Below are 11162 nucleotides of genomic sequence, written 5' to 3' on the forward strand. Positions count from 1 at the left end.
TTCAGAACCTGGTGTTCACACGTGTATAAAAGTAGCGGCCGCGTACGTCATAGGTGTACATATCGAAATTGATAGGATTGTTGGCAGCCGACGCCGGTGGTTGCTTGTCAAAGACATTATCGATACCCATGCCTATGCTGGTTTTGCCGTCGCTGAAGTTATACGACAGTTGCAGATCGTGATACAACGTTCCTGGGATGTTGCCGCCATTGACTGCGTTGTTTGGCACGTCAGCAGTTGGACCGATGTAACGTGCTTTCCAGCCAGCCGTAATGCCAGTGCCGATATAGCGCAGCGAGGCCTGTGCCTTCAGATGCGGGAAGGTTGAACGCGGCTGATCGGCCTTGCCGGCACGTTCGTCAACCACGATGCTGCCATCCGGCTGCGGTACATAGGATTTGTAATGCTGCAAATACGCCAGATCAAGTGCTGCATCAATCTTGGCACCGGCAACCGGGAACAGATAGCGCAATGTCATGTCGACACCTTGTACTTCAATGCGCGACAGGTTGACCAGTGCTTGTGTCAGTTGCACGATTTCGCCGGTATTGGCACGTTGTACCAGATTGCAGAAGGTTCCCGTCTGGGCACAGGCATTCAGAATCTGGGTGGCAGTCTGCGAAGCGATGGCGTCCTTGATCTTGATCTTGAATTGATCGACAGTGACGCTAAAACCTTTCAACTGTTCTGGCGCATAGGTAAAACCGACAGAGTAAGTATCTGCGCTTTCGGGTTTTAAGTCGGGATTGCCGGAAGTGACGCCACGCGGAGTACCGCTGCTATACAGGGATTGGTTATAGCTGGTGGGAATGCCGGCGCAACCTGGCAGGCCGGCACCGCCGCCGTTGCATGGATCAACTACTGGGAAGCTGGTTTGTTTTACGCCCTGATACAACTCAAGGATGGATGGCGCACGGAAGCCCTGAGAATACGTTCCACGCAACAGCAGCGAATTGAAGGGGCGATACAACACCCCGAGCTTGGTCGTTGCCTTGCCACCAACGGTGGAATATCGCGAATAGCGCACGGCAGCATCGAGTTCCAGCTTCTGTACCCATGGCAGATTGGCCAGCAACGGTGCGCTCAGTTCTGCATAGGCTTCGTTCAGGTAGTAAGAACCGGCTGTTGGGTTACGTGCAGCTGCCGAGGTGGTGGACTGTGCGACACCTGATACCAGGGGCAGCACGGTTGACGGTTGCGATACAAAAGGATCCGGGCTGTCAAACGCCATTTCACGGCGATATTCATAACCTGTGGCAATACCCAGCGGGCCACCTTGCAGTTCCATCAGATTACGTGTGGCATTCACACTGAAATCAGTCTGGCTGGTGCCGTTGGTATCGTGTGAATACGAACGTATATAGTCTGCCATGGCTGGCGTGATGGTGCCGAACAGATCGATAGGCACGCAACCAGGCGCGGCAGCGCAGGTCGCTGGCGAGGTCATGGCGCGGTAAAGGTTGTCGAAATTGACGCCATTTCTTTGATCGAAGCTGGCTTTGTTTTTCGAATAGGACAGCGTTGCATCCCAATTCCAGTCACCCCACAGAGAGACCGTGCCTTCCAGACCAAGCAGCAGACGACTCATCTTGACATCCTGCATTACCTCGCGGTTACCGACTTCGACCGGTACCCGCTGGATACGGAAGCTAGAACCAGAAAAGCCGAGTGCATTCGCTGCCGGGACGCCGTTGGCGGTGCCGAAAGGGTTATACGCCTGATCTTTGGAAATCGAATAACCGTTGCTGCCGCGAATATCCAGCAGATAAGGAGAGAACAGTTGTGACGATTTACGAGTGGTGTAGGTAGCTTCCACATGTGCTGTCAGATCTGGCGATATCTCGTAGGTCAGGCGGCCAAACAGACCGGCAGTCTTGCTGGGGCCAGTGGCATACAGACCCTGGGTCTGCTGATTGTAATAGTCGCCGGGCAGGGTGGCAGTGTGAAAACTGTTGTCTGCCGCAGAACTTGCTCCTATGCTGGTGACGCCGGTATTGCGCGTGACAGCGTTGGCCGCATTCGATGCGAAGCCAACTGGCGTGCCAAAGTAGGCGTTATTGGACAGGCCAGGCAATACATAAAGGCCTTGTGGACTGGTGCCGGCGGCCGTGAGTGGGGACAAAGCCACCCTGGTCAGTTCCCGGTCTGCTGAGAGAATAGGGCGTGAATCATTCATGCTTCCTGACAGGAACACGGAACCCTTCTCAAAGCGTTTGCCCCAGTTCAGGAAGCCATTGTAATTTTCATCGTCATTGCGTGAGGACGTACCGAGGCGCATGTTGGCTTCGAAACCATCAAGTTTGCGTTTGGTATGGATATTCACCACGCCAGCGATGGCATCGGCACCGTAAATGGCCGACGCACCGTCTTTCAGTACTTCAACACTGTCGATGATGCCAAGCGGGATGGTATTCAGATCCGTGAAGTCGCGGAAACCACGACCACCGGCTGCATTGACCCAGCGGTGTCCGTCAACCAGTACCAGGGTGCGGTTGCCACTGCCTTCGGCGCTGCCCAGATAGCGCAGGTTGATAGAGCTGACTCCATAGGATGTACCCTGGGTACCGTTGGAGTTCAGACTGACGCCGGTATTCGGCAGCGACTGCATGATGTCGCCGAGTGAGGTCGGTGCCGCGAATTTGAGGTCATCCTTGGTCAGTGTCAGCATGGGACCGCTGGTTTCAGTATCCCTGCGCGCAATGCGCGATCCTGTCATCACCACCTGTTGCACCGGGGCCGAGGCATCGTCTTTTGCCGGTGCTGCACTGGCAGGGGCTGCTGGAGCCTCCTGTGCATGTGCAAAATGTGTTACAGCCAAACTGAGTGCGACCGCACTGCGCGCCGCTATCGCCTTCCTGTTCTTCATTTTCATAATCATCCCTGGGGTTATTGGTTCCGCGGCAATTTTGCGTTTGCTATTACCTGAGACGATAGTAGGTGGGCCTCAATGTTTCATGCAATATTATGATAATTTCGGATTGTAGTATGCAAAAATGGTATGGGTTGAGCGGTGGTTTAGTGGTGTTTTAGAGTGAAGAAAGGGTGTTTAAGGGCATATTGCTATAAACAAATAATGCTGGTCCTTGTCGCGCAAAAAAGACGGACGAGATAAAAAACAACAGTCTTTGATGTTAGCAGGGCTGTAATTACTCCCTGAAACTCTTCTGTAGCAAAAATTGCTGACTGATATTTTTAAACTTATTTTGTCAGTGCCTCAGTTTGCAGTCATAAAAAAGGGTAAAACCTGCATTTCATAAAGAATTTCTCTATAAATCATGGGCTTGCCCGTGGGGAGGTAAAACCGCAATGCTATAATGTGAGGTTAATCCTCATATTTATTGCAAAAGGTTTTCTGTGCTTTCTACCGCAAATATCACCATGCAGTTTGGCCCCAAGCCACTGTTTGAAAATATCTCAGTCAAATTTGGCGAAGGTAACCGTTATGGCCTGATCGGTGCCAACGGCTGTGGCAAATCCACCTTCATGAAAATTCTGGGGGGCGATCTGGAGCAGTCTTCTGGTACCGTCATGCTGGACCAGAATGAGCGTCTGGGTAAATTGCGCCAGGATCAGTTTGCTTTTGAAGACAGGCGCGTGCTGGAAGTGGTCATGATGGGCCATACAGAAATGTGGGCTGCTATGGCGGAACGGGATGCGATTTACGCTAACCCTGAAGCGACTGACGACGATTACATGAAGGCAGCGGACCTGGAAGCCAAGTTTGCCGAATATGATGGCTATACGGCTGAAGCACGCGCCGGTGAACTGTTGCTGGGCGTGGGTATACCGATTGATCAGCATCAAGGCGTTATGAGTGCAGTTGCGCCAGGCTGGAAGTTACGTGTCTTGCTGGCCCAGGCACTGTTTTCCAACCCTGACATCCTGTTGCTTGATGAACCAACCAATAATCTGGACATCAATACCATTCGCTGGCTGGAAGATATTCTGAACGAACGTAATTCCACCATGATCATCATTTCCCATGATCGCCACTTCCTGAATCAGGTATGTACGCACATGGCAGATATGGATTACGGTACCCTGAAAGTGTATCCGGGTAATTATGATGACTACATGCTGGCATCGTCGCAGGCACGCGCACAGCAAATGGCGAACAATGCCAAGGCCAAGGAAAAAGTCGCTGAACTGCAAGACTTTGTCCGTCGTTTCTCTGCCAATAAATCCAAGGCACGTCAGGCAACTTCACGCGCCAAGCAGATCGACAAAATCAAGATTGAAGATTTCAAACCATCCAGCCGTCAAAATCCTTTCGTACGTTTCGATGGCGAGAAGAAATTGCATCGCCTGGCTGTAGAAGTGCAATCCCTGAGCAAAGCCTACGATAAGCCTTTGTTCAAGAATGTGGACCTGATGGTGGAAGCGGGGGAAAGAATCGCGATTATCGGTGCCAATGGTATAGGTAAAACCACGCTGTTGCGTTGCATAGGCGGTGAAGATATCTGTGGCCTGCATGCTGACTATGGCACTGTTAAATGGGCAGAAAACGCCAATGTCGGTTATATGCCGCAAGATCCTACTGAAGAATTTGCATCGGATAAAAACCTGACTGACTGGATAGGTCAGTGGACACAGGAAGGCGATGATGACCAGGCTGTACGCTCCATCCTGGGTCGCTTGCTGTTTGGTGGTGACGATGTCAAAAAATCAGTCAAGGTACTGTCAGGCGGTGAAAAAGGTCGCATGATGTATGGCAAGCTGATGTTGGGTCGCCATAACGTTCTGTTGATGGATGAACCGACCAATCATATGGATATGGAATCCATCGAGTCGCTGAACATCGCTCTGGAAAAATATGCCGGTACGCTAATTTTCGTTTCGCACGATCGCGAATTTGTTTCATCTTTGGCGACGCGTGTATTGGAAATCAAGGAAAATAAAATCATTGACTTCCAGGGTACGTACGAAGAATACCTGAGCAGTCAGGGTATTGAATAAATACTGCCAATTGCCGCAGTTAGCAAAACAAAAAGCCAGGGTGACCTGGCTTTTTGTTTGTCTGCGTGAATGATGCCTGATTACGCCAGTTGTGGCTCAAGAGCGGTTTTCAAGACTGATCTGGTATCAGGTCTTGCCGTCGTTCAGCAACTGATCCAGGCGATCACGCAGGCTGCGTGCCATTTCCGGGCCTTTGGCTTTTTGTACGGCTTCTACATAGGCTTGTCTGAGCTCACGGAAATCATCGATGTTTGATGCCCGTTCCACTTTCAATTGCAGACCGTAGCCGCGCAAGCCTATGGCGCTTTTAATGGTTTCATTGAAGAAGTTGTAAAGCGCCTGAAAACGTTCTGCATCTGTCATTGCCGGTAGGCTGGGAGCAGATGCAGATGCCGGCACCGATGCGGTTGCAGATGTTGTCGGCGCGACGGGTGTTGGCATTATTTCGACGGTTGCAGGTGCTGCTTGTACTGCGATTTCAATGATGAAATCCTGCTCCAGCAGTTCTTGCATGTTTTGTTCGGTCAGGCCAAGACCTGACACTTTTTTCATAATGTCGTCCTTCGTATGCTTGCCGTCTACCATCACCAGCAAGGTCCGCAGGCGCGATGCCAGTTGGTGTTTACGGGTCGCAATTTCTTCACGCCCTTTTTCGGTCTTGTCGTAGATGATTACTGTCATATCCAGCTAAAACCCTTGTTTGTTTCAAAAGTCCCAAAAATTGTATGTATTTTATGTTTTTTAGGATACATCAATTCCGGCTGACTGCCAACGGCAAGCAGGGGGTGAAACAGGAGCTATTTCTGGAGAGGCAAATTTTTGATCAGTTTGATCGTCTGTTCTGGAGATTTGGTTGTGGAACAGCCACTGTTTGACATACTGCCTGATGCAGTTTTGTTTGACGAACAGTTGCTGCAACCAGAGCCGCAGCCATCAGTCTGTTTTGACAGGCCATCCAGTACCGGAACAAGGGCAGGGTGAGCGCGTTGGAAATACGCCTTCATCCTGTTTTTTGTCGCCCTGGGCATATATTTCAACACCAGATATGCACTGGCAAGTAGCAATAACAGGCTTGCAATCAGGTTTTGCATTTCTCATCTCCCCAACAGGTAAGTGGAAATATGAAAGGTCAGGAAGGACGCCAGATAGGCCAGGCCAAACAGGTACGCTGCCATCATGACGGGGTAGCGCCAGGTATTGGTTTCACGCTTTACCACGCTCAGTGTCGCCACGCATTGCGGTGCAAATACATACCATGCAAGCAAAGACAAAGCAGTTGGCAGGCTCCATGACTGAACAATCAGCGGTTCCAGCGAGCGGCTTAATTCTTCACCGGTCTGCGACAGGGCATACACGGTACCCAGCGCTGCAACGGCAACTTCACGTGCTGCCAGACCGGGTACCAGGGCGATACAGATTTGCCAGTTAAAGCCTATGGGGGCAAACACGACTTCCAGCAAACGCCCCAGCTGGCCGGCAATGCTGTAATAAATCGCTGGCTGATCTGCATTCGCTGGTGCGCCGGGAAAGCTGCTGAGGAACCAGAGCAATATCATTAGCGACAAAATGATGGTGCCGACGCGTGTCGTAAAAATCTTGATTCTTTCCCACAGACCCAACATCAGATTACGCAGATTTGGCCATCTGTAATCCGGCAATTCCAGCATCAGTGCCTGTTGATGGATTTGGCTACCCCATTTTTTCTTAAAGAAAAAAGCCACCAGCATGGCTGAGACTATGCCTGCCAAATACAGGAAAAACAGTACCAGACCTTGCAGATTAAGTATGCCCCACACGGTCTTGTCGGGTATGAAGGCAGCGATGATCAGCGCATACACCGGCAGGCGGGCAGAGCAGGTCATCAACGGGGCAATCATGATCGTCACAAGACGGTCACGCGGATTTTGTATGGTCCTGGTCGCCATGATGCCGGGAATGGCACAGGCAAAGCTGGACAACAGAGGAATAAAGGCACGTCCGGACAAACCAACTTTGCCCATAATCTTGTCGAGCAAGAATGCAGCACGTGGCAGATACCCTGAATCTTCCATCACCAGGATGAAAAAGAACAGGATCACAATCTGCGGCAAAAATACCAGTACACTGCCGGCACCGCCTATCACACCCTTGACCAGCAAGCCCTGTAATATGCCAGGTTGCAAGGCCGCTTCCACGGCAGCGCCGGTGGCATCGATAGCTTCCTTGATCATGTCCATGGGCATTTGCGCCCAGGCAAATACTGCCTGGAACACCAGGAACATCAGAGTTGCAAAAATCACCGGTCCGACTGCAGGATGCAATACCCAGCTATCCAGTCGGTAGCTGAGACTGATGTCGTTGGCAGCATCAGTCGCCTGCGATACGCTCAGTTGCAGTACTGCATTGACTTTTTCTTGCAGGGCTTCGGGACTTTGATTTGTCAATGCATGCGGCGCAACGTTAGCCCCAGGCACGAGTTGCTGTGCCAGTGCTTCAAGCTGGCTTAGCAGGGCATCAACACCCTGCGCATCAACCGCAACAGTTTCAACGACTGGTATATTCAGCGCTTTGCTCAGGGCATCGATATCGATATGGATATGGCGTTTTTTCGCAATGTCCATCATATTGACTGCCAGAACCATAGGCTGGCCAAGGGCGATCAGTTCCAGCACGACGCGCAGGCCACGTCGCAGGTTGGTGGCATCTACCACGCACACCACGGCGTCTGGCATGGCTTCGTCGCTGTGGTTGCCAGTGACTACCTGCTGGGTGATTTCTTCGTCAGGGGTTGCTGCATGCAGGCTGTAGGTACCCGGCAGGTCCAGTACCTGCCAGTCACGTCCGGCAGATGAACGAAATTTACCTTCTTTGCGTTCGATGGTGACGCCAGCATAGTTGGCTACTTTTTGCCGTGCACCAGTCAATCTGTTGAACAGTGCAGTTTTTCCGCAGTTGGGGTTGCCGACAAGAGCGATACGCGGAGAAAACAATTCTTTCACTATTTTCCTACTTTTCCTGAGTGAGTAACGCCAATCAATGCCGCTTCGAAATTTCTTAGTGCAAAAGTGGATTGGCCAATTCTGACAGCCAGAGGTTCACCGCCAAAATAACCTTTATGCAAAACCTTGACAGGTTCGCCTTTCACAAAACCCAGTTCCTTCAAACGGCGGGTAATATTGAAAGCGCTATCGCTTTTTGCATGGTCCTGATCTTGCACATCAAGCACTATTCCTGAATCGCCGACTTTCATCTGATTCAAGGTCATTGCGCCAGCTTGTTCAAATGGCAAATCATGCATGATGAGCTTCCCGTTAAGATTAAATGCCAAACCTAAATGATAATGAGAATATATATCAATACGGCTTTTCTTTCAATCGTCATGGCGCTTGTTACAGAGCTGATTTGATACCACGCAAAGGGGAATCGGGCTAAATTACATGTGACATGCTTATGACACGTGCTTTATAGGCAGCTTATATGCCGGTCAAGCATTTAATTGTCCGTATTTTTGTGATTTGTATATCATCTGCTTTCCACAAGAAAATGCCGTGACCTGATTGGGTCTTATCCGGATACATCATGAAAACAAGAATATTCAGCTACAAAGGTATTTATCTGGCATTTGCGGTTTGCCTGCTCGCAGCCTGCTCCAGTTCTTCAAATGAAAAAATGGATGTCGCACATGAAATTTTTAGCCGCCACGCATCAGATGCTGTGATAGTTATTGAAAATGGTTCGGAAAAAATGTTTGAAAAAGGCGATGGCTGGTATTACGTCTGCGGCCGTGCCACCGTCAATCAGCCGGGTCTGGCGCAGAATCTGGTACAGCGCTTCATCATCACCGTGAACCCGGACAGGCGCGGGATGACGAGGTATGAAAGCACTGAAAATGGCAAGCTTGAAGATAAAGAGTTTCTGGCCTGGTGGGCCGACAGATGCAAGGGGTATGTATTGCCTGTCGCTGGTACAGCCAAGTAAAGTGGTGTTGAAAAACAAATTGATGCATATGGAACAATATGGACCAATTTTCAAATACGACTAATTACGACTGATATAAAATTGTGCTGTCAGTATGATCACTTTTCCGAAAACTCAATTTAAACAGGACGCATGATGACCGACCAGACCGATGATCAGTACGATGTCGTAACGAATGTCCATGGTCACTATTCTATATGGCCTTCAGGAAAGGAATTGCCTTTAGGCTGGCACCAATCCGGGTTCAGCGGTTCCAGGGAAGACAGTCTGCATTATATTTCGGAAGTATGGATCGATGCGCACCCGCGCTCTTTGCGGGATGCAATGAAATCTGGTAGATAGTAGATTCATTGCTCAAGGATAAATAAGCCTGATATTACTCACCTGGATATTACTCATCCGGATGTTCTTTCCTGAAGCGTTCATTCGCTTCGTCCAGATGTTTCACAAGCACATGTGAAATGATATTGACACCCAAGCCGCCAAACATGACGGGCAGAATATACAAGGCGAGCGATACCTCGGAAACGAATACCGCATCGTCAGCCAATGAGGGTGTCAATTTGGCGGCTGCCGCAAGAATTTTCAGGATGTAGACATCCAGACCAGCGATAGCCACCAAGGCGAAACCCAATAGCAGCGTGGTTTGTCGCGAAATGGCCCGCTTCATCATCAGTACACTGTACAAACCAAACGGCAGAACGAAAGAGATCAGCATCATCAACCAGAATTTGATCTCCGAAAATACGGTATTTCCCATAGGCGTTTTCCAGATACGTTCTTTAAACATGCATTTCAGGCATCCCATCGGCCCGCGACATTTTTTAATAGCTGACTGATGGCGGCCAGTTGGCGGTTGCGTACGCTGAGCAAGCTACTTTCGCTACTGAATGCAGATGCCTGAGCAACCACGACATTGAGATAACTGACAGTGCCGGCGCGATACTGGTCGAGTGTGATTTCCAGGTTGCGCTGGGCTGCCTGTAATGCTTCAGATTGCAATTGCGCTTCCTGCTGCAATTGGGCATTCAGGATCAGATTGTCTTCGACTTCCTGCAAAGCTGTTAACACTACTTGCCGGTAGCTGGCGGTCAGTTGTTCGGCGCTGGCACGCGCCTGGGCGCTGGCCAGTTTTCTCTGACCGTTATCGAAAATGGATTGGGTCAGGCTACTGCCCAGTGACCACAAGAAATGTGGCGCACTGATTAATTGCCCCAGGGATGTACCACGGTATCCGGCACTGGCGGACAGGGACAGCGAAGGGAAGTAAGCTGCATCCGCCACACCGATCTGCGCATAGGCGGTGGCCACGCGTCGCTGTGCCGCCGCTATGTCTGGCCTGCGTTCCAGCAGATTTGACGGAAGCATGGCGGGCACCACGGGTGCAAGCGGCAAGCTGGCGTCATGCGTTATCGATAATTCAGCAGGCTGCGTACCCACCAGTACGGCGATGGCATGCGCCAACACGGCACGTTGGGCAGTCAGGTCGGCGCGTTGGGCCTGGGCACTTTTGAGCTGAGTCTGCGCTTGCAGGATATCGGTGCGGCCAACTACGCCACTTTCATAGCGTGCCTGTGTCAGCGCCAGGGAACGTTCATAGGCCTGAATGCTGCGATCACTGAGTGACAACTGTGCATCCAGCGTGCGCATGGAAAAATAGCTCTGTGCCAGGGTGGCCTGGGCTGAAAGCCGGGCGGATGCCAAATCGGCCATGCTGGCTTGCAGGGTGGATTGTGCACCGGCACTGGCTTGTGACAGGCGTCCCCACAGATCGACCTCCCAGCTGGCATTGGCTGTCAGGGACATGCTATTGCTGGGATTGCTGGCGTTGGCAGAGGTAGTGGCTGTAGGGCTGGCATCGCGGCTGGCGCTCAAACCGGCAGACAGGCTGGGGTACATGGCACTGCGGCTGGCTTCCAGTGCGGCACGCGCATTGGCGACTTGGGCGGCAGATACTTTGAGATTTTGATTGTCGATGACCAAACGACGTTCCAGGTCATCCAGTACCGGGTCTTTGAACAGGGTCCACCAGTTGTCGGGCACCTGAGTCGCTGCTGCGCTTCCTTGTGTCCATGCGCCACTTTCCTTGAATTGGGCGGTGGCGACCACTGGTGCAGGCGGATCCACTTTGGTGACGGCACAGCTTGCCAGCAGCATTGGAACAAGCAGGGACGTCAGTAGCGGGACATTCAAGCTGTGGCGAGTGTCACGGTTATGACGGGTATGGTGAAGATCAAATTTCATGAAAT

The 11162-nt window shown here is 51.1% G+C and carries 9 protein-coding genes; 3 read left to right on the plus strand and 6 right to left on the minus strand.

Features of this window, described 5'->3' with window-relative positions; all coding sequences use genetic code 11:
- Nucleotide 1 precedes the first annotated feature (1 nt).
- Complete coding sequence (locus tag ACO0LK_RS22065) at nt 2-2872, minus strand: TonB-dependent receptor (RefSeq protein ID WP_422978891.1); 2871 nt, start codon at nt 2870-2872, stop codon at nt 2-4.
- 482 nt (nt 2873-3354) lie between these two features.
- Here ACO0LK_RS22065 and ACO0LK_RS22070 point away from each other — a divergent pair, with 482 nt between their 5' ends.
- The gene (locus ACO0LK_RS22070) at nt 3355-4956 is read left to right on the plus strand and encodes an ABC-F family ATPase (RefSeq protein WP_422978893.1); all 1602 of its coding nucleotides are present in this window, start codon (nt 3355-3357) and stop codon (nt 4954-4956) included.
- Between the two features lie 126 nt (nt 4957-5082).
- Here ACO0LK_RS22070 and ACO0LK_RS22075 read toward each other — a convergent pair whose 3' ends face one another.
- The 3 genes from ACO0LK_RS22075 to ACO0LK_RS22085 all read right to left on the minus strand — a co-directional run bounded on the left by ACO0LK_RS22075 (nt 5083) and on the right by ACO0LK_RS22085 (nt 8233).
- Nucleotides 5083-5637 (minus strand): hypothetical protein, encoded by a 555-nt coding sequence (locus tag ACO0LK_RS22075; RefSeq protein ID WP_422978895.1) that lies wholly within the window; start codon nt 5635-5637, stop codon nt 5083-5085.
- A gap of 413 nt (nt 5638-6050) precedes the next feature.
- Nucleotides 6051-7934 (minus strand): ferrous iron transporter B, encoded by a 1884-nt coding sequence (gene feoB, locus ACO0LK_RS22080; protein WP_422978897.1) that lies wholly within the window; start codon nt 7932-7934, stop codon nt 6051-6053.
- The gene (locus ACO0LK_RS22085; protein WP_422978899.1) at nt 7934-8233 is read right to left on the minus strand and encodes a FeoA family protein; all 300 of its coding nucleotides are present in this window, start codon (nt 8231-8233) and stop codon (nt 7934-7936) included. The genes feoB and ACO0LK_RS22085 overlap by 1 nt, the downstream gene beginning before the upstream one ends.
- Nucleotides 8234-8514: 281 nt before the next feature.
- Between ACO0LK_RS22085 and ACO0LK_RS22090 the strand changes: the two genes are divergently transcribed.
- Together ACO0LK_RS22090 and ACO0LK_RS22095 are read left to right on the plus strand one after the other, a co-directional pair.
- Entirely contained in the window at nt 8515-8913 is a 399-nt protein-coding gene (locus tag ACO0LK_RS22090; RefSeq protein ID WP_422978901.1) for a hypothetical protein, read from the plus strand.
- 135 nt (nt 8914-9048) lie between these two features.
- Nucleotides 9049-9255, plus strand: coding sequence for an MbtH family protein (locus ACO0LK_RS22095; protein WP_422978903.1), 207 nt, complete (start codon nt 9049-9051; stop codon nt 9253-9255).
- A gap of 49 nt (nt 9256-9304) precedes the next feature.
- Here the strand turns inward: ACO0LK_RS22095 and ACO0LK_RS22100 are convergent, their stop codons facing one another.
- Nucleotides 9305-9673 carry a hypothetical protein gene (locus ACO0LK_RS22100; protein WP_186945143.1) on the minus strand — a complete coding sequence of 123 codons (369 nt, stop codon included), beginning with the start codon at nt 9671-9673 and terminating at the stop codon, nt 9305-9307.
- A gap of 35 nt (nt 9674-9708) precedes the next feature.
- Nucleotides 9709-11157 (minus strand): efflux transporter outer membrane subunit, encoded by a 1449-nt coding sequence (locus ACO0LK_RS22105; RefSeq protein ID WP_422978905.1) that lies wholly within the window; start codon nt 11155-11157, stop codon nt 9709-9711.
- Between the last annotated feature and the right edge of the window lie 5 nt (nt 11158-11162).

This window comes from Undibacterium sp. Ji49W (assembly GCF_049340205.1).
Lineage (GTDB): Bacteria > Pseudomonadota > Gammaproteobacteria > Burkholderiales > Burkholderiaceae_D > Undibacterium.

Coding starts and splice junctions, on each gene's coding strand:
- ACO0LK_RS22065 (WP_422978891.1), bottom strand. CDS start 2,872: ATGAAAATGAAGAACAGGAAGGCGATAGCGGCGCGCAGTGCGGTCGCA.
- ACO0LK_RS22075 (WP_422978895.1), bottom strand. CDS start 5,637: ATGACAGTAATCATCTACGACAAGACCGAAAAAGGGCGTGAAGAAATT.
- ACO0LK_RS22085 (WP_422978899.1), bottom strand. CDS start 8,233: ATGCATGATTTGCCATTTGAACAAGCTGGCGCAATGACCTTGAATCAG.
- ACO0LK_RS22090 (WP_422978901.1), top strand. CDS start 8,515: ATGAAAACAAGAATATTCAGCTACAAAGGTATTTATCTGGCATTTGCG.
- ACO0LK_RS22095 (WP_422978903.1), top strand. CDS start 9,049: ATGACCGACCAGACCGATGATCAGTACGATGTCGTAACGAATGTCCAT.
- ACO0LK_RS22100 (WP_186945143.1), bottom strand. CDS start 9,673: ATGGGAAATACCGTATTTTCGGAGATCAAATTCTGGTTGATGATGCTG.
- ACO0LK_RS22105 (WP_422978905.1), bottom strand. CDS start 11,157: ATGAAATTTGATCTTCACCATACCCGTCATAACCGTGACACTCGCCAC.